Below are 18,899 nucleotides of genomic sequence, written 5' to 3'. Positions count from 1 at the left end.
CTTATGTTAGAACATCTATTTTCAGGCCTTCTAACGGCCTTTAGCCCAAGCGTCTTTCCCGTCCTGGTCTTCGGCGTGCTGGGTGGTATTATCCTTGGTGCCCTACCTGGCTTAACAGCTACCATGGGGGTTGCTATCCTACTGCCTTTTACCTTCGGTATGGAGCCTACTGCAGCACTTGTTATGCTGATCGGTGTGTATATCGGTGGTATTTACGGCGGTTCAATAGCAGCTATTTTGCTCAAAACACCGGGAACACCAGCCTCAGCCGCGACTGTGCTTGACGGACATACTCTGGCAGCTAAAGGCCAGGCAGCTCGAGCCCTGAGTATTTCTGCAGTAGCGTCTTTTATCGGCGGGTTGATCAGTACCATTGTATTGATTGCCATTGCTCCGCTTTTGGCTGATTTTGCTCTTAAATTCAATGCCCCAGAATACTTCGCACTTGCTCTGTTCGGTTTAACCATTATTGCCAGTGTGTCATCGAAAAACATACTGAAAGGATTATTAGCCGGTAGCATTGGTTTGCTGATTTCCACCGTTGGCCTTGATCCAATCAGCAGTGTGCCGCGCTTTACCTTTGATGTGATGGACTTGTATAGCGGCATCAATGTCATTCCGGTTCTGATTGGCTTATTTGCTATCTCAGAAGGCCTCAACCAGCTTGAGAAATTACATACTCAGAAGAAAAGCGCACCACCTAAATTTGACCATAAGCTACTGAGTAAAAACGACCTAAAAACCATGCTGCCAACAGCGATCAAAAGTGGCTTGATGGGAACGTCTATTGGCTCAGTACCAGGAGCTGGTGCCGATATTTCGGCGTTCGTTTGCTACAACGAAGCCAAACGCTCAGCCAAGAACCCTGATGAATTTGGTAAAGGTTCGGTACATGGTTTAGCCGCTGCAGAAGCCGGTAATAACGGTGTTACTGGCGGTTCATTGGTCCCACTGCTTACACTGGGTGTTCCGGGGGATGCCGTTGCGGCAGTCTTACTTGGCGCTTTGATTGTACAAGGTTTGACACCAGGGCCATTACTGTTCAGCCAGAACCCTGAAGTGGTCTACGGTGTATTCAGCTCAATGTTGGTTGCCAACATTATCATGTTGCTCATCGGCCTACTGGGTATCCGCTTTTTCTGTCGGATCATTGAAGTACCGAAGATCATCATGATCCCTATTATCATCTTCTTGTCAGTAATAGGTGCCTACGCCATTAACAACTCGATGTTTGATGTGGGTATCGCAATTGGCTTTGGTTTATTCGGCTTTATCCTCAATAAGATGGAGATCCCTTCATCCCCAATCTTGTTGGCCATCATTCTCGGGCCGATGGCAGAGACAAACCTGAGGAAATCGCTATTGATGTTTGATGGCAGCTGGTCATTCTTGTATGAACGTCCTATTGCCCTTGCATTCATTGTGTTGGCTGTATTCTCGGTTTACTCGACGATGAAGCTCAAGAAGAAGCAGGAACAGAATGCTGTGACGCCTTAGTCATCTAATACCAATCTGGATAAGTAGTTGATCAAGTATTTGCACTGGAAAAATCGTTGTTATCAAGGCAGAGAACAGTGATTTTAACCTGCCAGACTGATCAAACATTTATGTAGGTTGGTATAACTAGAGCAGAAACAAAAAAAGCCGCTGGTTCTCCCCAGCGGCTTAGTCATTACACACGAAACAGTAAGGACTTATTCTGACAAAGTTAGAGTTATCTAATATCTCCATTTCCTACTGCTATAAGCATAAATAAGAATAACTGCATAACCCACAACAGGAACACAAAACGAGAGTAATAACCCAATCTTATCTGCAAAAAGAGCTTGGATAAGTGGAAGCGCCGCACCTCCAACACCACACATAATCAAGATGGCAGAAGCTTTTCCAGCCAAAGTCAGGCACCAAGCTCCAAAAAGTCCGGGAAACACAACAGCTACAACCACCAACCCGATAGCAACAACAGCATTTAGTTGAAGTATCTTGGTTGCGTTGATCTTCTTCAGGACAATGCTACCAAATAACCGGCCAAACAATGCCCCACCCCAATACAAGGACACAAAAACACCAGCGCTAGGTGACGCTAACGACAATACTTCACCACTGGTAAGATAGCTTATTAGGAAAGTACCTAAAGCCACCTCGCCCCCACATAGCAAAAAATAGCCACCACTCCATACAAAAACGTTCGATGTGATAACAAATCTTGCCAACAACTATCTGCTAGAGTGCTCTTTTCATCGGCTTGTTTAGGCAGTAAGCGAAGCGTCATCGCCAATAACAACGCCACGCCTCCAATCATCATGTAGGGTAACTGAACTGACCCCACAGCTTCTTCTACTCCCTTCACTAATGCAGCCATGAACACACCCATACCAAGTGCAGAGGCCAGTGTTGTCCCGACCGAATTTATCGATGAACAAAACGTTAACCTTGACGCCGCCGTTTCAACAGGTCCAAGCGAGACGGCGAAGGGGGTTGCAGCAACTTGTAGTGCTGCGACACCAGATGCCAGCACAAAAATTGCCAGCAAAAAAAGCGGATATGAAAACAATGAAGAGGCAGGGACAAAAAGAAAACATCCTACGGTTAACAGCCCCAAACTTAACTGAATAACATTAACATTATTACTTCATTTACTCTTCGTTTTATCATCCCTCCAAAATACCTTTATACCACCGTAAAGACTTAGCGAATTGGCCGTTTATATGTCATGTTCTTAATGAAGAAAACGCTCTCTAAATTAGTCCTCATTTAGACACACATAAAGAGCAGGAAGTCCTACTCTTTATTTTCAATAACACAAGATCAGTTAAACGACCATTCATGCATAAGAGAATAAACGATAATGAACGTTAAGCAGCAAACTCCGCTTTTATCTGTTCAACCCAATGCGCTACTCTCTCTTCAGTCAGGCTGCTCTGATTATCTTTATCGATCACAAGGCCAACAAATTTATCCTCAACAACGGCTGCGGACTCATTAAAATTATATCCATCAGTAGATGTTTCACCGATCAGCGTCGCGCCACACTCATCGACATAATCATAGAGCTCACCTAACCCATCAACAAACTCATTCGCATAGTTAACCTGATCGCCTAACCCAAACAGAGCCACGGTTTTCCCCGCTAAATCTAACTCATCATTAGCTTCAATAAACTCAGCCCAACTTTCAGACATACAGTCAGCTTCCAGCCCTGGTAACTGTCCCTCTCCCAAAGTAGGCGTTCCAAAAACTAAATAATCATACTTATCAAGATCTGCCGCTGTAACTCGATTAATATTCAATGGTTTTTCAGCATCTAGCGCTTGCGCTATCAACTTTGCGACCTTTCGGGTGCTGCCAGTATCCGTTCCAAAAAATACACCTATACTCGCCATAAACTACTCCTTGTAATACTCTAAGATAATGTCGTTACACAACAGGTATCTTTCAATTTTCAAGCCATAAGTTAACCATTTAAAAACAATCACTTACAAACACATCTTGAATTATTTAAGACAAATTGTCACAAAGCTTACAACTCATCGTCATCCGTTGGCTTCCATACAATTGGGCGATAGATTTCAATACGGTCGCCTTCCTCTATCACCGCATCCAGAGCCTTCATTTTGCCAAAAACCCCCACTTTCTGAACTGAAAGATCGATGTCAGGAAATAAATTTAAAATCCCTGATTGCTGGATCGCCATTAAAACCGTTGCTTCGTCTGCCAACGTTACTGGCAGCCATGCTTGACGTGAAGGTAATGCATATACAACGCTCACATTCATCACATAACCTCCACAGTTTGCTGACTTTTATCTTTTAATCGCTCTAAACTATTTTTTAAACCAAGAAGTAAGCCAATCGCAATGAATCCACCAGGTGGTAAAATTGCGAGTAAAAATCCGCGATAATTCGGAATAATGGTCTGTTCAATAAAATAGAATTTTTCACCAAGCATTAAGCTCGCATTTGAAAAGAGGGTACCGCTACCGATGACTTCTCTCACCCCACCTAAAACCACCAATACCCAACAAAAACCAAACCCCATCGCTAAGGCATCCACAGCACTCGGAATAACCTTATTTTTTGTAGCAAATGCTTCAACACGCCCCAGGATGGCGCAATTGGTCACGATCAAAGGAATAAATAACCCCAACACTTTATGCAATGGATAAAAGTAGGCATTAAGCAGTAGGTCAGTAGAAGTCACTAGCGTGGCAATAATCAGTACATTAACAGGAATTCGAATAGCTCTACTTACAATAGGTTTTGCAAGCGACGTTAAGATACTGGCAAATACCATGACAAACAGCGTCGCTATCCCAAGACCTAGACCATTTGTTGCAGTACTTGTTACCGCTAACAATGGGCATAGAGCAAGAGATTGGCTCAGAACAATATTATTATCCCACACCCCGCCTTTAATTATTTCCTTATAGCTTGTCATGATTAACCCCTTCCTCATATTCAAGTGCTTGCAACATATGATGAACACCATTCACAACAGCTCTGGGGGTAATCGTGGCGCCACTAAACTGGTCAAACTCTCCCCCTTCTTTTTTTACTTTCCAGCGTTCTGTATTCATTAATGAGCGTTGATTAAAAGAAAGGATCCAATCACTTTTAGAAAGTTCAATCTTGTCTCCTAAGCCTGGTGTTTCACTGTGTTGTAAAACGCGTACACCTTGAATTACGCCCTGTGAATCAGTGCCAACCATCAAGTCCATTTTGCCCCCATAGCCTATGGTCTGCCCGGTCACAACCCAATAGCCACCCTCAAATGAAAAGAGATCATAAGCAACACCATCAAACTCAAAGCGACGAGATTGAGGGCGGAATTCTTCTGATAACGTGACCAGCGGTAATACCTCACTGATCGTTTCACGTTGCTCTTGCGTCTTCAACGCATCAATAATCGGAGTAACATGTTGGCTTAAGCCAAGCAATAATGCCGTTGCAACGCCCATTGCAGCCCCCAAGACCAACGCTTGATTAGGCAATGCATCACGGTGAGAAAATAAGCTTTCTAGCCTCATACAGCCTCCTGACTACCAAAGGGTTTCGGTTGGCAAAGCTGCTCAATTATCGGACTCATGCAGTTCATCAGTAATACGGCAAAAGCGACGCCTTCTGGATAACTGCCAAAAGAACGAATTGCCCACACCAATAGCGCCGTCAGCCCACCATAGACCAACTGCCCTTTCTGTGTGGTGGGTGATGTGACTAAGTCAGTAATAATAAAGAATGCAGCCAGCAATGTTGCTCCTGAAAAAATATGTATTGAAGGTGGGGCAAAATGGAGAGCAGCGCCTCCAAACATCAGAGGAAACAAGTAATAAGTCACACAGGAGATAAGCAATAATATCGATAGGAAACTCACCGGAATAGCCCAGTGAATAATGCGACGATATATGAGAAACACACCGCCCAGTAGTAACAACACGCTAGATGTTTCACCGAAGCTCCCCGCATGGTGCCCTAATGCCATCGCTGGTGAAGGTATTAAGCCACTGCCATGATGACTTGCAAATTCCCCGAGTATCGTCGCTGACGTCATGCCATCAAAATGTAACCATGTCTGGATCATGTTGTCATCGACGACAACATCAGCTTGTGAAAAAGGGACACTCCAATCAGTCATCTCTAATGGAAAACAGATCAACAACATCACGCGCCCTAGCATCGCTGGATTAAAAAGGTTTTGTCCCAGCCCACCGTAACATTGCTTACCAATCACAATGGCAAATGCACCACCTACCGCACACAGAATCGGCGGGAAATGTGGTGGCAAGCTCATCGCCAATAGCCACCCTGTTAATAATGCAGAGCCATCTAAACAAGCCACAACACGTTTACGCATAATAAACAAACAGAGCGCTTCTGTTGCAATACATGCCAATCCGCACGCAATCAACGTCATTGCCGCTTGCATGCCGAACAGGTAAATACCAAATATGGTTGCAGGGAGCAGTGCCAAGATAACTTGATACATAAGGTGCGTACTCGACCGATCGTTATGAGTGAACGGCCCGCTATCTGGTTGGTAATTAATCATGAAACCTCCTTGTCACGACGTTGACGGCGACGCTTGGGTTTGGCCGCTTTGGCTGCTTTTTTCAGTTCTGCTTCCTTGGCCATACGAATAACCTTTGCATCACGTAATTGTCTAACGCGCTCCGTCTTGTCTTCTTGCATCTTACGACTGCGCAAAACACCTTTTGTGTGTTGAAAGAATTGAACGAGGGGAATGCTTGAAGGGCAAATATAACTGCATGCACCACAGCTCAGACAGTGATTAACCCCGCTGGACTCTGCCCCCTTAAAATCTGAGACGCGGCTAAATGAGGCTATTTTGAAGGGCATTAAACCCATTGGGCAGACACGAACACATTGACCACAACGTATACAAGATTGTCTCTCACGTTCGTTCATCTCTTCTGTTGTTAATGCAAGCAAACCACCAGCACTTTTATCTAACGGCACATCTGGAGAAGTCACTACGCTCCCCATCATCGGTCCTCCGAGAATAAGTCTTTCTGTTGAAGGGTGAAAACCGCCACAATACGCCAATAGCTCCCTGACAGTGGTACCAATAGGGACATCGACGTTCATCGGTGTTTCCACACCTAACCCAGAGACGGTAACCATTCGACTCACCAGCGGATGTTGATAACGAACGGCATGATAGACAGCCTTAGCGGTTGCCACATTATTGACCACAATGCCAATTTCAGTCGAAAGTTTGCCCAGTGGTACCGTTTGCCCTGTCACAGCCTTAATGAGGTGGCGCTCAGACCCCATTGGATAGAGGCTTGGTACAACCTCGACATTAATATTGTCTTCTTCACACAACGAACTTAAAAACTCAATCGCTTCTCGCTTATTGTCTTCTATACCGATGATGGCTTGCTCTGCACCTGTCGCTTTTAAAAGTAAGCGAATGCCGCCAATAACATCTGCCCCATACTCTTGCATTAAGCGGTCATCACACGTGAGGTATGGTTCACATTCACCACCATTAATAACAAGAGTATGTACTCCCGCTTTTCGAGCAAATTCTATTTTCTTCGCGGTAGGGAAACCGGCACCACCAAGACCCACAACACCGGCACCTCTAACCCGTTCAATAATCATTTCACTTGAAATACGGTTAACAGCTGTCGATGGATGATAGGTCCCCCATCCTCTATTACCGTCGGTCTCAATGACAATAGTGGGGCTGTGATGCATCCCCGGATGCGTAGTAATATGAGGTTTAATTTCCACGACAACACCATTAACGGATGAGTGAAGTGGCGCTGTCATATCATTCAATCCTGTCGCGATTAACTCCCCTTTTTTAACCACATCACCAACTGAAACTAAGGGGGTTAGTGGTGAGCCATTTCGCAACACTAATGATAAGTACACTTTTTTTGGCAAAAAATGACGTGAGCTCTTCTCACTTTTCGTGAGGTATTTATATGTCGGAGGATGTATCCCCCCTGCAAACGGGCGTCCAAATACTGTTAACATATATTCACCTTATGCCGCCATTGGTTTAGGCCAAATCCACATCGGTTGAGATTCCGTAAACGTAATACACTGTTGCGGGCAGACAGGTTCACATAACTTACATCCAGTGCAAATGTCAGAAAGAACGGTATGCATCTGTTTTGCACCGCCGACAATGGCGTCGAATGGACAGGCTTTAAAGCAACGCTGACATCCAGAGCATTGTGATTCATCAATAGCGGCATACAGTGGTAATGCAATATCATCAGTATTGACATCAACACCAAGTGCATTCGCAATGGCTTCAGATAGTCCCACGCCACCTGGCGGACAAGCTGTGATGGGCAATTTCCCCTTCACCATTGCCTCAGCGGCTTGCCGGCAACCAGCCTCTCCGCATTGACCACACTGCCCGCCAGGCATCATTCCTTCAATTTCATCAACAAGAGGGTCACCATCGACAGATAAAACTTTCGATGCCATACCCAAACTAAACCCTAGAAAAAGGCCTAATGTAATAAATATCAATACAGCAAACATCTTGCCTCCTCATTTAACTCGCCATTCCTGCAAAACCCATGAATGCCATTGACATCACCCCAGCAGTAATAAAAGCGATGGGTGAACCCTTTAATGCCGCAGGAACATTACTTAAACTAAGTTGCTGCCTTAGGCCTGAAAACAAAATGATTGAAACGGTAAACCCAACGGCTGAACCTAGCGAAAAAACAAGCGTACTGAAAAAATTTAACCCTTGCTGTGAAACAATTAACGCCACACCAAGCACAGCGCAGTTTGTTGTTATTAATGGCAGAAACACACCTAGAGATTTGTAAAGAGAAGGGGATGACTTTTGAATATACATTTCAGTAATTTGAACAACAGCGGCAATAACAACAATAAAAGCAATAATTCTCATTACAGTAAGTTCATTCGGCACTAATAGATACTTATCCAGTAACCAAGCCAGAATAGAAGCGACAGTAATAACAAACGTCGTCGCCAACCCCATACCTATAGAATTACTCACTTTACCTGACACCCCCATGAATGGGCATAACCCTAAAAACTGAGCCAGTACCACATTATTTACAAATGCCACATTAAAAAATAGCATCATATTATCCATATCAACTCCTCCACACCTATATGATGCGGTATTGCACATTCAGTGCCATTTCCTATCAAGTTGCACCAAGTTAGTGAGAAAACGCTTCAAAACCGCTAAAAACAGCAAGTTACGATAACTCCCCATTGATAACAAATCTCAATAAATAGATGAAAAATGTAATATCACGAACAATCCGTAATAAACAAACGCACTTTTTTGTCAGAGATCAAACAAAGTGAGATATTCAAGTATCAATGTCATTGATGTCACAAAACTGGAATATAAAATGCAATCATTACATTTATAGAGAGGAAAAAAACTGATAGATCACGTTATAAACGTTTTTTGATTGGAGCAGGTATGAGTATTACATTAAACAAAATAGACGACGTATTAGATATTAAAGAGTATCAAACCATTTTATCAACGATTCCTTCGGCTATCTCCATTACGGATAGCAATGGAAATATTGTTTATGTTAATCATTCATTTGAAACTATAACTGGATATAAGAGCAACCAACTCGTTGGTAAACCCTCATCTATTCTCTCCTATAAAAAGACACCCAAAAGTGTCTATTTTGATCTATGGAAGACAATTAATGACGGGCGTACATGGGAGGGAGAACTACTCAATAAGCGTGCAGATAACAGTATCTACATTGCTGAAATAAAAATAACCCCTCTTCCTAGTAACAATGGCTTTTTCTCTATTCATCAAGATGTCACTGATCGTAATCAAACAACCATTTCACACTCAAATCAAGAATCAACCTTAGAGACTATTTTCAATAGTCTTCCTATTCCAGCGGTAATTATTGGTAACAAGAAGCAAGTACTTGGTTCAAACCGTAAATACAATCAACTCTCGCTCCAATATCAGGCAACATTGCTAGAGACCATTTGCAAACAGATAAAAACCGTGACTGGGGTAAAGTCTCTCACTGATCTACCTTGCTCTCCGCATGCGCACCAACTAGAGGTTGACATGCCGATACTTCAAGGAGAAAGCCGTACTCTTGAGTGTATATTTAGTAAGCTATCCATTAGTGATACATCCGTAGAAAACTACTTTAACCACCATGCGCTACATCAAATCTGTATCGTCATTTATGACCGGACAAGAGAAAAAAAACTCCTTAATGATAAACGCTTAAATACGTTGAATTTAATGCTGTCTGAAAGCAAACATGTTCATAGTCTACAAGAAGTATTAATGGCTGCGATTCACCAGCTGCAAGGCCCGATGAACATGATTGATTCAGCGGTGAAAATACTAAAACAAACCAATCACAGCTGCAGCGGGCTCAATGCGATGAGTGAAGCTACGCAGGCTGGCTTTCAAGCACTAGATAATATACAGCTTGCTATTCCAGAGCGTCCCTATGAAGCGTTTCAATTAGTTAACATCAACCAACTCATTCATGATGCCGTCGAAGTGAATGCAAAAGCACTCCTAAATGACTCCATCAACTGTCATCTAGAATTCACGGGTACGTTGCGGCCCATTGAAGGAAAACCCGCTCGGCTTCTGCTCGCAATATGTCAAATTATCGAAAACGCCATCGATGCCATCAACCGATCTGGAAATAGTGAACGAACAATAACCATAACGACACTTCCTAGTCATCATGAGGTGATTATTCAAATTGCTGATAGTGGTAATGGTGTGCCAAAACACCTCACCACGAAGATCTTCGAGCCGTTTTATAGCCATAAACCCACACATCACGAAGGATCACGAGGCATTGGCTTAGCAATTGTTCAACAAGTGATTAATGATCATGCCGCCACACTCAATGTACACAAAAGCGCCGCATTAAATGGGGCATGCATAGAAATACTGCTTCCAATTTCGCATGGAGGGAAATGATATGACCATCACCGATACCTGGGTAAATTCAGGACAGAGTGTCATTGAAAGCAAGCTGTTAACTGCCATGTACAGCATATGTCGGGAATTAAATCGAGATTTAGACTATCAAATCACTCTCCCTGCAGTGTTAAAGATTCTGCACGAGCAATGTGCTTTATCCTATGGTCTTCTGGCTATCACCGACCCTAAAAAAGAGACAGTGCAGTTAAAATCAATCTACGCACCCGACCTTGCGAATATCGCTGACATCGACGCGGTAAGTTATCGCATTGGTGAAGGGATTATTGGTTCCGTGATGGAACAAGGAGGGGCGATAGTATTGCCTCAACTCGGTAAAGACTCTAGATTTAGTGATAAATTAGCTATCTACGACTACGATAAGCCTTTTATCAGTGTTCCCATCAAAGATATCAATAAATCAGTGATTGGCTCACTTTCAGCGCAACCTACCACCGATAATGTCCAACTGCTTCATAACCTCTGTGGCTTTCTTGAAATGATTGCCAATTTAATTACGACCCACATTCAGTTCTCTCGCCAAGTCACACAGCAACAGCAAGCCTTGGTTAAAGAAAGGGATGGTTTAAAACGAAAAGTGAGACAGAACTACAGCTTTAATAACCTCGTTGGCCATACAGGTGCAATGCGGAAGATATTTGAGCAGATCCGACTCATCTCTCGCTGGGATTCAACGATACTCATCCGTGGTGAATCTGGCACTGGTAAAGAATTGATCGCCAATGCTATTCACTATAACTCATCACGTTCAAATCGCTCATTCGTTAAACTTAACTGTGCTGCATTACCTGAAAACCTTCTTGAATCTGAACTTTTTGGGCACGAAAAAGGGGCATTTACCAGCGCGGTAAAACAACGAAAAGGCCGTTTTGAATTGGCGGATGGTGGGACACTATTTTTAGATGAAATAGGTGAAACCAGCCCCGCATTTCAATCTAAGTTATTACGTGTATTACAAGAGAGAACTTTTGAACGCGTAGGGGGTACTGAGCCAATCTCTGTCGATGTCAGAATACTGGCTGCAACACATCGAAATCTTGAAGAATTGGTTCAATCTGGCGAGTTCAGAGAGGATATTTATTATCGCCTGAATGTTATGCCTATCTATCTACCCGCGCTCAGAGAGCGTAAAGAAGATATCCCTGAACTTGCCCAATTCATACTCGAAAAATTTAGTAAGCAACAAAAGAGGCGCTTAAGCCTCACCGATTGCGCTATCCGTAAACTACTTGATTATGAATGGCCAGGTAACGTACGAGAATTAGAGAATACCATCGAGCGTGCTTGTATTTTGAGTGAAGAAGGTCAAATAAACCAAAGGCTAATCCAGTTTAGTCACCCAATGGCAAATCACGTTACTCCAGAAATCCCACTAGCCAATACCCCCTCCCCTCGGCCGTCAGATCAGGGAGAGGATGAACGATCCCGTGTTATTGCGGCATTAGAGCAAGCGGGATGGGTTAAGGCAAAAGCAGCGCGCCTTCTGAATATGACACCACGGCAGATAGCCTACCGGATTCAAACATTAAATATTGAAACCAAAGAACTTTAACCTTCGACGCTCAATGGATTGTCGTGTTTACAACAAACAGAGGATTTTGTTATGTAGCAGGATGAACAATAAAAACATAAGTCGTTGATTTTAAGCTGTAATAGTTAGGAATACTATTTGCAATATGAGTAATAAGAAGACATTTTATTGTTCAAGGAATGAATTATGCAGCCAACAGCAAGCGTCGGGCATTTGCTCAACGCAACAGTAAAGACCAAAATCGAAACACACCCGTGTTACTCAAAGCAGGCGCACCAATATGCACGCCTACATTTGCCTGTTGCACCTGCATGCAATATCCAGTGTAATTATTGCAACCGAAAATTTGATTGCAGTAACGAATCTCGCCCCGGCGTCGTTTCAAAATTACTGGATGTACCTCAAGCGATTAAACGTTTTACCAGCGTTAAATCAAAGCTCGCCAATTTAAGTGTGGTGGGAATCGCAGGCCCCGGAGATGCCCTAGCTAACCCCGACGCGACATTTCAAACTCTCAAAGAGATAAAGCGGATATCACCAGAGACTCAGCTCTGTATTTCTACCAATGGGCTCGCACTAGAAGAGCACGTAGATACATTAAAAAACCTCGGCGTAGAGCACCTCACAATTACCATTAATTGTATTGATCCCGAAATTGGTGCGCAGATATACCCATGGGTTTTTTATCACCACAAAAGGCTTCGCGGTATCCAAGCATCCGAGGTGCTAATTTCACGCCAACTTGCTGGTTTAAAAGCAGCATCTAAAGCGGGAATGCTCGTTAAAATCAATACCGTATTGATGCCCGGCATAAATGACGAACACATTGAGACTCTGGCTAAATCACTCAAAGCCAATGGCGCTCTACTCCATAACATCATGCCACTCATTGCTGAAAAAGAGCATGGGACTTTTTTTGGCATCAATGAGCACCCAGCTCCCACTGACAACGATATTCAACAGGCACAATCCGTTTCATCGGTTCATATGGCACAAATGACGCATTGTAAGCAATGCCGAGCCGATGCCGTGGGCTTACTCGATGATGATCAATCAAAGCTGTTCCAACAACCAGATAGGTATCGTATTGCGATTGCACATCAAGGCAATAACGTGATTGATACTCACTTTGGTCATGCCAATAGATTCCTTATATATGATATCCAGGCTCATCAAACGCTATTTGTCGAAGAGCGCACAACCGATAAATATTGTAACGGCCAACAACATTGTAGTGACAGTCCCCCATCAGCCATCGAGCTGTTAACGGATTGCAATGAACTATTTTGTATTCGTATCGGACGAGGGCCTGAAAAACAATTCTCTCAAGCTAACGTAAAAGTGAATACCTCATACGCTTTCCAACCTCTAGAGCAAGTGCTTGAAATGACCTCAGAGAGAATTGTAGAAGAAGATATTCAATTGCTAGGAGCTTAATATGAGTTTAACGATCACAGATAAATGCACCGGTTGTAATGCGTGCAAACTTGTCTGCCCCAATAATGCTATTTATCAAGGCAGTGAAGCTGTTCATTACGCGGTTCACCCTCAACGATGTAACGAATGCAGTGGACAATTTGAAGATCAGCAATGTGCCAGTATTTGTCCGATTGAAGAAGCGATTGTCGATCAATACGGAAAAACCTTAAACCCTAAAGGTTCACTGTCCCCTCCCCCAAACACGATGTTTATCACTATTTAATGCTTAAGCTGACTAGCAACATGGGTCAAGGAAGCGCATTAATACACACCAAATAGAAATGAACACACAAGGAATTGCATTGAATAAATTAACGCCTCCTCAACCCCACAAGGTGACGCTGTCACGATTATGGCGATCTATTTACACACGTTACTTGCAAGGTAAGAGTGCGCTGCCTCCAACGTTCGGTATCACGCAAGAAGCTTTCGAAAACATCGTACTTGATTTCGACCTTGAACAGGGGTCATTACTTAGCGAACAGCCTGTTTTAACAGAGCAAGCTAAATTGCGAGGAACATTACTTAAATCGAGAGAAGAAGAGTGGCTGACGCTGCATAGTCTATTCACTCCACATATAAATCCAAAGGAGTTACATGCAGAACACTTTTGTAAGGTATTAGCCGCTGCCTGTTTAGGGCAGCAGCACTTATGGAAAGATCTGGGTATGGACTGCCGCCAAGATCTTTCCACCTTAATCAGCATTTACCTTCCCACCCTACATACCATGAACATTAAAAATATGCGTTGGAAACGTTTTTTCTATCTACAACTGTGTCAAGCAGGTGGCGACTATGTATGCCGCGCACCAAGCTGTGAGGCGTGTAGTTCGAGGAGTGAATGTTTTATAGACGACGTTTAAATCACAGTACTGCAACCGCTTTAATTTGCGCCCATACATGCTGGCCAATGACCAAATTCAAACGACGCAAAGATGCCATGCTAATTTGGGCCAATATACATTCACCACTGGCTAATTGAAGTTTAAGCAGAACTTCAACAGCCTTTGATAATGAGTGATCAACCTGATGGTTATCGAAATGCCCCATCTCTTCTGAGCTGTTGATCGACACTAACCTTGCAGGAAGAAGGTTTATGATAGATGTATTCGTCGGTCTATCTAATGCAATACTGACATCCGTAGCAAGTACTCGACATCGGTATCTATCTCGATACTGAGCAAGTTCTTCTTTCTGCTCGGAATAACGGCTTTCGCTCTCACCGAGGGTTATCCAAATAGGTACAGCTGATCCCTGTTCTTGACCACACCAAAATTTAATCAGCCCATCGTTCGCACTTTCAGCATTAAGCACATTTAATAGAACACCGGCTGATTGACCAAATGCGTGTTGGTGCTGCGGTGACATCAACAGTGTTGCTGGATCACCTTTTGCAATCATCGAACCTTCTTTTAACAGAACAAGATGATCGGCAAGTCGAGTTAACTCTTCAACACTATGTGTAACATAGACAATGGGGATCTGTAAGTACTGGTGCAAGCGCTCTAAGTAAGGAAGGATTTCCCTTTTTATCTGACTATCAAGTGCTGAGAGTGGCTCGTCCATTAACAGTAAACGTGGTGAGGTAAGCAAAGCACGAGCAATGGCGACCCGTTGTTTTTCTCCACCCGACAATCCGTTTGGACGCCGTTCGAGTAAGTGACCAACATTCAGCAGATCAAGTAACTCATCAAGCTCAACTCGGTGTTCACTTTTAGGGATTCGTTTCATTCCAAATTTCAGGTTATCCCTGACAGATAAGTGGGGGAATAGAGCGGGCTCTTGGAAAATGTAACCGATACCTCTTTGATATACAGGTACAAAGTTATTTTTATCTTGCCAAACTTCTTTACCAAATGTTATGTCAGCCGAATCAAATCGATTCAACCCTGCAAGTGCTCGCAAACACGTTGTTTTGCCGCAGCCAGAAGGGCCAAACAGTACCGTTACCCCACGCATGGGTATGCGCAGATCAACATCTAATGTAAACCCTTTATAAGACTGTTCAATACGAATTCGCAAGTCATCCGCTGTGGCGTTTTGGCTAACACCTTGCTGCTTAACCCCTTCGACTAGGTGTGAAGTTAATGTATTACCATTTATCATCATTATGCGCTCTCCTGGCGTAGAAAAGCGCCATAACCTTGAATAGCGTGAATCATTAACAGTGCAAGTAAGGATATAATGACAAGCCCACCCGCCAACATATGTGCTTGCGCATATTCCATCGCCTCTACATGACTATAGATAGCAACAGAAAGTACACGCGTTTGTCCTGGGATATTCCCACCAACCATCAAAACCACGCCAAATTCACCCAATGTATGACAAAAGCCCATAATTGCAGCACTGAGTATGCCAGGCCATGCTAATGGTAATGCCACTTCAAGAAAGACCTTATAAGGTGGGCAACGTAATGTTGCAGCCGCTTCTAACGGTGCTTTGCCAATCGCTTTAAAGCTGTTTTCCAATGGCTGAACAACAAAGGGAAGTGAGTGCACTGTACACGCGATAACAATACCCATAAACGAAAAAGGCAAACGCGGTATCCCCATGGCGTTAAACAATGAGCCAAGTGGTCCATGAGGCCCCATTAAGACCAAAAGATAGAAACCTAATACGGTCGGTGGCAGCACCATCGGCATAGTACATACTGCAGAAATCAAGCCCTTCCAGCGTGACGCTGTTTGAGAAAGCCACCATGCTATTGGTGTTGCAATTAACAGCAATACCAGTGTCACCGTTAATGCTAAACGCAGTGTTAACGTAACGACAGTCCAATCCATGTTGACCTCCCAGTAAACATAAAACGTTTTCTACTCAATGACCCTAAATATCCAATGTTTCTGGTTTTAAGGCACTTCATAACCATAGTCAGCGATAAGTTGGCGCCCAGCTTCGGATTGTAGGTAGTCCATGAAAGCAACAGCAGATACTTTATTGGCAGCCGCTTTCATTAACACGGCATCTTGCAAAATTGGCTGGTAAGTTGATGTGGGGACTTTCCAAAAGGAGCCTTGCTTCGCTTTAATTTTGTCAATGACTTGCGAATAGGCAAGAAAGCCTAGTTGTGCATTACCGCTATCCACATACTGATAAGTCGCATTGAGCCCTTTCCCTACCACTTGCTTTGCTGTCACAACCTCACGAAGGCCAATGTGATCTAACGCTTCCATTGCTGCGGCACCGTACGGGGCGAGTTTAGGATCAGCGACAGCAATATAGGCATACTGCTGACTATCTAAAACAGCCCCCTCTTTATCAATCAGCCGAGGATCTGGCGACCAAAGAACAAGAATACCTTGCGCGTATGTTTTCGCCTCAAGTGATAAGCCTTCATCTGCCAGCGCTTTAGGTCTGGCTTGGTCAGCGGCTAAAAATATATCAAATGGCGCTCCGTTTTTAATTTGCGCATAAAGTTGCCCTGTGGAGCCGGTGCTTATTTCAATTTTTTCACCTGTTTCTTGTTCAAATTTTTCAGCAAGCTTTTGTGATGGTAAATAAAAGTTATTCGCTACCGCAACTAACACATCGGCATAAACAGGAAATACACTCGTTAACGTTAATAGCTGTACGAAAAAAATAATCTTTCTCATTGTTATAACCTTATGATTTGATTGATATAAATATCACAACGATAATATTGGCAGTATTAATTAAGACACCTAGGCATTTAGGCTTACAAATAATTCTCTATTCTAATCCTGCTAGCCACTGTTTTTGGCAGTAACGTTGCGCTCTCTCTTTATGCCATTGCATCAATTGGGGTTTGACTTCATCAAATGATGATATCTTGGCTGACTTTGTCTCTTGATACATAACCAGATGAAAACCTAACTCAGTTTCAATAGGTTGACTTATACGATTGGGTTCAAGGGCTTCAAGTACTTGCTCAATCTCTGGGTAGAGCTTCCCACTTTCACACCAACCAAGGGAGCCCTCATTGGCTGCTGATGGGCACTCTGAATGTTGCAGCGCTAAGTGACTAAAATTATCAAGCGTGGCAATACGATGAACTTTATCAATTTTATCGATTACTTCCTCTCTATTACTGCCATCATAATCCTCATTAACAGTAATAAGTATCTGATTGAGATTCCAAAGCTTATTTCTTGAAAATTTATCAATATTCTTATGATAATAATCATGCGCATGCTCAAGGTTTAACTCAGGTATATTTTGACTAACACTATCCAGTACTTTTGTTGCAAGTAACTCTAGATTCAGTACCCGTATTAATTTTTCATGAGTAAAATCATGCTTAGATAACAGCTCATTAAAATCAGTCTCACTCTCTTTAATCAGCGCTGCGATAGAATCCATTATTTCTGATTCACTCACTTGTAACGTCGCCGCTTCTGGAGAGCGAAGAATTTTAAACCGTAACTGCTGAATAGCTAAAGCCTCTTTACGAAGTGTTTTCTGCACATCGTCAGGTAAAAGTGATGCATTTTCTCCATATTTTGTGAGCGCCAAACGCATCACATCATATTGCAAACTATCTTCTATGCTGTTTAAATCTTCTACTATTTTCATCATTAAGCGATCCCTGCTTACTATGATAGTGATGAACTTAATGCTCGATCGGCGACATTGATCCAAAACTCATTAAGTGCAATCTTGTAATTCAAATCGCCTGTTGCTAAATCACGCTCATAATCAATAACCTGAACGTCATCACCTCGTCTGGCAATCATCTCCCCTTGCGCTCTGAGATCGAGAGTCAGTTGCACTGTTTGTCCTCTGTAATACTTGGTCGGACACCAAGCTAACTGAGCGCTAATAACCTCTTTATCTCGCACACCAATAGTCATATTTGCGTTTAAAAAATAGACTCGAAATATCACTTGGTCTTGTAGCCAGTATCCGACATGACGAACGATGCCAATCTCGCCTTCTCGCACCAATAAGTCACCTTTTGAATAACCAACATTGCTGCCATCACTACGAATATCTCGTACAACCCGTACTTCGTCACCGATAGAGAAGCGTATATCATTCATAAGCAACCTTAATTGGAATACTGCCAACCTCAGTACAATTGTCATCTTCAGGGTCATCACATTGGCTGCAACCTGCGCATTTTGACAGCAGCTCAAGGGGGTCGCCAGCATTCAAAAACTCTTGATAAGTATCGATTAAAGCAAGACGAAAACGTTCAAGGTTACTTTCTTGTTGATGAGCGATGATACACGCACCGACTCGTCGAAGAAGATCAATCCGACGAACCTTCAGCTCAGCAGTATCAAACGGGATTTCAAAATGATGAAAGATATCTTCCACCGACTCCAACTCTTCTAAAACATCAGAAATCATCGTATTTAGCCCTCCTTGCTCGATACTGATTATGATATTGCCAACGCCCTAAACCGGCTTGTCTCATAATTAGAGAGAATCGATT

Annotated in this window: 22 protein-coding genes; 6 read left to right on the top strand and 16 right to left on the bottom strand. The window is 43.1% G+C overall.

What is annotated here, in order from left to right; translation table 11 throughout:
* The first annotated feature begins 3 nt into the window (after positions 1-3).
* Positions 4-1,497: a tripartite tricarboxylate transporter permease gene (locus NHN17_RS11075; RefSeq protein WP_255042559.1), complete on the top strand. Its 1,494-nt coding sequence runs from the start codon at positions 4-6 to the stop codon at positions 1,495-1,497.
* Positions 1,498-1,718: 221 nt separating this feature from the next.
* On the opposite strand, the gene NHN17_RS11070 is transcribed toward NHN17_RS11075, so the two are convergent.
* The 10 genes from NHN17_RS11070 to rsxA form a co-directional block, all read right to left on the bottom strand.
* Positions 1,719-2,141 carry an MFS transporter gene (locus NHN17_RS11070; RefSeq protein ID WP_255042558.1) on the bottom strand — a complete coding sequence of 141 codons (423 nt, stop codon included), beginning with the start codon at positions 2,139-2,141 and terminating at the stop codon, positions 1,719-1,721.
* Positions 2,132-2,518, bottom strand: a complete 387-nt coding sequence (locus NHN17_RS11065) for an MFS transporter (protein WP_255042557.1) — start codon at positions 2,516-2,518, stop codon at positions 2,132-2,134. Before NHN17_RS11065 ends, NHN17_RS11070 begins: the two co-directional genes overlap by 10 nt.
* A 337-nt stretch (positions 2,519-2,855) precedes the next feature.
* A complete protein-coding gene (locus tag NHN17_RS11060; RefSeq protein ID WP_255042556.1) occupies positions 2,856-3,383 on the bottom strand; it encodes a flavodoxin in 528 nt (175 codons plus the stop codon).
* Positions 3,384-3,520: 137 nt separating this feature from the next.
* Complete coding sequence (locus NHN17_RS11055) at positions 3,521-3,775, bottom strand: RnfH family protein (RefSeq protein WP_255042555.1); 255 nt, start codon at positions 3,773-3,775, stop codon at positions 3,521-3,523.
* Entirely contained in the window at positions 3,775-4,437 is a 663-nt protein-coding gene (locus NHN17_RS11050; protein WP_255042554.1) for an electron transport complex subunit E, read from the bottom strand. Before NHN17_RS11050 ends, NHN17_RS11055 begins: the two co-directional genes overlap by 1 nt.
* Positions 4,424-5,026, bottom strand: a complete 603-nt coding sequence (locus NHN17_RS11045) for an RnfABCDGE type electron transport complex subunit G (RefSeq protein WP_255042553.1) — start codon at positions 5,024-5,026, stop codon at positions 4,424-4,426. The genes NHN17_RS11050 and NHN17_RS11045 overlap by 14 nt, the downstream gene beginning before the upstream one ends.
* Positions 5,023-6,045 (bottom strand): RnfABCDGE type electron transport complex subunit D, encoded by a 1,023-nt coding sequence (locus NHN17_RS11040; protein ID WP_255042552.1) that lies wholly within the window; start codon positions 6,043-6,045, stop codon positions 5,023-5,025. The genes NHN17_RS11045 and NHN17_RS11040 overlap by 4 nt, the downstream gene beginning before the upstream one ends.
* A complete protein-coding gene (gene rsxC, locus NHN17_RS11035) occupies positions 6,042-7,505 on the bottom strand; it encodes an electron transport complex subunit RsxC (RefSeq protein ID WP_255042551.1) in 1,464 nt (487 codons plus the stop codon). Before rsxC ends, NHN17_RS11040 begins: the two co-directional genes overlap by 4 nt.
* Positions 7,506-7,514: 9 nt before the next feature.
* Entirely contained in the window at positions 7,515-8,024 is a 510-nt protein-coding gene (locus tag NHN17_RS11030) for an RnfABCDGE type electron transport complex subunit B (protein ID WP_255042550.1), read from the bottom strand.
* 13 nt (positions 8,025-8,037) lie between these two features.
* Positions 8,038-8,613, bottom strand: a complete 576-nt coding sequence (gene rsxA / locus NHN17_RS11025; protein WP_255042549.1) for an electron transport complex subunit RsxA — start codon at positions 8,611-8,613, stop codon at positions 8,038-8,040.
* Between the two features lie 342 nt (positions 8,614-8,955).
* On the opposite strand from rsxA, the gene nifL reads away from it, so the two are divergent.
* From nifL to NHN17_RS11000, 5 genes are all read left to right on the top strand, one after another.
* Positions 8,956-10,467 (top strand): nitrogen fixation negative regulator NifL, encoded by a 1,512-nt coding sequence (gene nifL / locus NHN17_RS11020; RefSeq protein WP_255042548.1) that lies wholly within the window; start codon positions 8,956-8,958, stop codon positions 10,465-10,467.
* A gap of 1 nt (position 10,468) precedes the next feature.
* Positions 10,469-12,040 (top strand): nif-specific transcriptional activator NifA, encoded by a 1,572-nt coding sequence (nifA, locus tag NHN17_RS11015; RefSeq protein WP_255042547.1) that lies wholly within the window; start codon positions 10,469-10,471, stop codon positions 12,038-12,040.
* 165 nt (positions 12,041-12,205) lie between these two features.
* Positions 12,206-13,456 (top strand): nitrogenase cofactor biosynthesis protein NifB, encoded by a 1,251-nt coding sequence (nifB, locus tag NHN17_RS11010; RefSeq protein WP_255042546.1) that lies wholly within the window; start codon positions 12,206-12,208, stop codon positions 13,454-13,456.
* 1 nt (position 13,457) lies between these two features.
* The gene (locus NHN17_RS11005; RefSeq protein WP_255042536.1) at positions 13,458-13,721 is read left to right on the top strand and encodes a 4Fe-4S dicluster domain-containing protein; all 264 of its coding nucleotides are present in this window, start codon (positions 13,458-13,460) and stop codon (positions 13,719-13,721) included.
* A 79-nt stretch (positions 13,722-13,800) separates the two neighbouring features.
* On the top strand, positions 13,801-14,361 hold the full coding sequence (locus tag NHN17_RS11000) for a nitrogen fixation protein NifQ (protein ID WP_255042534.1): 561 nt from the start codon (positions 13,801-13,803) through the stop codon (positions 14,359-14,361).
* 1 nt (position 14,362) lies between these two features.
* On the opposite strand, the gene modC is transcribed toward NHN17_RS11000, so the two are convergent.
* The 6 genes from modC to NHN17_RS10970 all read right to left on the bottom strand — a co-directional run bounded on the left by modC (position 14,363) and on the right by NHN17_RS10970 (position 18,814).
* On the bottom strand, positions 14,363-15,607 hold the full coding sequence (gene modC, locus NHN17_RS10995) for a molybdenum ABC transporter ATP-binding protein (RefSeq protein WP_255042531.1): 1,245 nt from the start codon (positions 15,605-15,607) through the stop codon (positions 14,363-14,365).
* Positions 15,607-16,284 carry a molybdate ABC transporter permease subunit gene (gene modB / locus NHN17_RS10990; protein WP_255042529.1) on the bottom strand — a complete coding sequence of 226 codons (678 nt, stop codon included), beginning with the start codon at positions 16,282-16,284 and terminating at the stop codon, positions 15,607-15,609. Before modB ends, modC begins: the two co-directional genes overlap by 1 nt.
* 66 nt (positions 16,285-16,350) lie before the next feature.
* A complete protein-coding gene (gene modA / locus NHN17_RS10985; RefSeq protein WP_255042527.1) occupies positions 16,351-17,094 on the bottom strand; it encodes a molybdate ABC transporter substrate-binding protein in 744 nt (247 codons plus the stop codon).
* A 97-nt stretch (positions 17,095-17,191) separates the two neighbouring features.
* A complete protein-coding gene (locus NHN17_RS10980; protein ID WP_255042526.1) occupies positions 17,192-18,037 on the bottom strand; it encodes a peptidylprolyl isomerase in 846 nt (281 codons plus the stop codon).
* Positions 18,038-18,054: 17 nt separating this feature from the next.
* The gene (locus NHN17_RS10975) at positions 18,055-18,501 is read right to left on the bottom strand and encodes a nitrogen fixation protein NifZ (protein WP_255042524.1); all 447 of its coding nucleotides are present in this window, start codon (positions 18,499-18,501) and stop codon (positions 18,055-18,057) included.
* Complete coding sequence (locus NHN17_RS10970) at positions 18,494-18,814, bottom strand: nitrogenase-stabilizing/protective protein NifW (protein ID WP_255042523.1); 321 nt, start codon at positions 18,812-18,814, stop codon at positions 18,494-18,496. The genes NHN17_RS10975 and NHN17_RS10970 overlap by 8 nt, the downstream gene beginning before the upstream one ends.
* Positions 18,815-18,899: the final 85 nt, after the last annotated feature.

The sequence above is a fragment of the Photobacterium pectinilyticum genome (assembly GCF_024357955.1).
GTDB lineage: Bacteria > Pseudomonadota > Gammaproteobacteria > Enterobacterales > Vibrionaceae > Photobacterium > Photobacterium pectinilyticum.
Note: the sequence above shows the minus strand (reverse complement) of the source record. Positions and strands in the feature narration are given on the sequence as shown.

Bases quoted from the DNA above. Each gene is read 5' to 3' on its own strand.
- rsxA (WP_255042549.1), bottom strand. From the start codon at position 8,613: ATGGATAATATGATGCTATTTTTTAATGTGGCATTTGTAAATAATGTG.
- modC (WP_255042531.1), bottom strand. From the start codon at position 15,607: ATGATGATAAATGGTAATACATTAACTTCACACCTAGTCGAAGGGGTT.
- rsxC (WP_255042551.1), bottom strand. From the start codon at position 7,505: ATGTTAACAGTATTTGGACGCCCGTTTGCAGGGGGGATACATCCTCCG.
- modA (WP_255042527.1), bottom strand. From the start codon at position 17,094: ATGAGAAAGATTATTTTTTTCGTACAGCTATTAACGTTAACGAGTGTA.
- NHN17_RS11005 (WP_255042536.1), top strand. From the start codon at position 13,458: ATGAGTTTAACGATCACAGATAAATGCACCGGTTGTAATGCGTGCAAA.
- NHN17_RS11045 (WP_255042553.1), bottom strand. From the start codon at position 5,026: ATGAGGCTAGAAAGCTTATTTTCTCACCGTGATGCATTGCCTAATCAA.
- NHN17_RS11075 (WP_255042559.1), top strand. From the start codon at position 4: ATGTTAGAACATCTATTTTCAGGCCTTCTAACGGCCTTTAGCCCAAGC.
- NHN17_RS10980 (WP_255042526.1), bottom strand. From the start codon at position 18,037: ATGATGAAAATAGTAGAAGATTTAAACAGCATAGAAGATAGTTTGCAA.
- NHN17_RS11050 (WP_255042554.1), bottom strand. From the start codon at position 4,437: ATGACAAGCTATAAGGAAATAATTAAAGGCGGGGTGTGGGATAATAAT.
- NHN17_RS10975 (WP_255042524.1), bottom strand. From the start codon at position 18,501: ATGAATGATATACGCTTCTCTATCGGTGACGAAGTACGGGTTGTACGA.
- NHN17_RS10970 (WP_255042523.1), bottom strand. From the start codon at position 18,814: ATGATTTCTGATGTTTTAGAAGAGTTGGAGTCGGTGGAAGATATCTTT.
- nifL (WP_255042548.1), top strand. From the start codon at position 8,956: ATGAGTATTACATTAAACAAAATAGACGACGTATTAGATATTAAAGAG.
- nifA (WP_255042547.1), top strand. From the start codon at position 10,469: ATGACCATCACCGATACCTGGGTAAATTCAGGACAGAGTGTCATTGAA.
- NHN17_RS11030 (WP_255042550.1), bottom strand. From the start codon at position 8,024: ATGTTTGCTGTATTGATATTTATTACATTAGGCCTTTTTCTAGGGTTT.
- nifB (WP_255042546.1), top strand. From the start codon at position 12,206: ATGCAGCCAACAGCAAGCGTCGGGCATTTGCTCAACGCAACAGTAAAG.
- modB (WP_255042529.1), bottom strand. From the start codon at position 16,284: ATGGATTGGACTGTCGTTACGTTAACACTGCGTTTAGCATTAACGGTG.
- NHN17_RS11040 (WP_255042552.1), bottom strand. From the start codon at position 6,045: ATGATTAATTACCAACCAGATAGCGGGCCGTTCACTCATAACGATCGG.
- NHN17_RS11055 (WP_255042555.1), bottom strand. From the start codon at position 3,775: ATGAATGTGAGCGTTGTATATGCATTACCTTCACGTCAAGCATGGCTG.
- NHN17_RS11060 (WP_255042556.1), bottom strand. From the start codon at position 3,383: ATGGCGAGTATAGGTGTATTTTTTGGAACGGATACTGGCAGCACCCGA.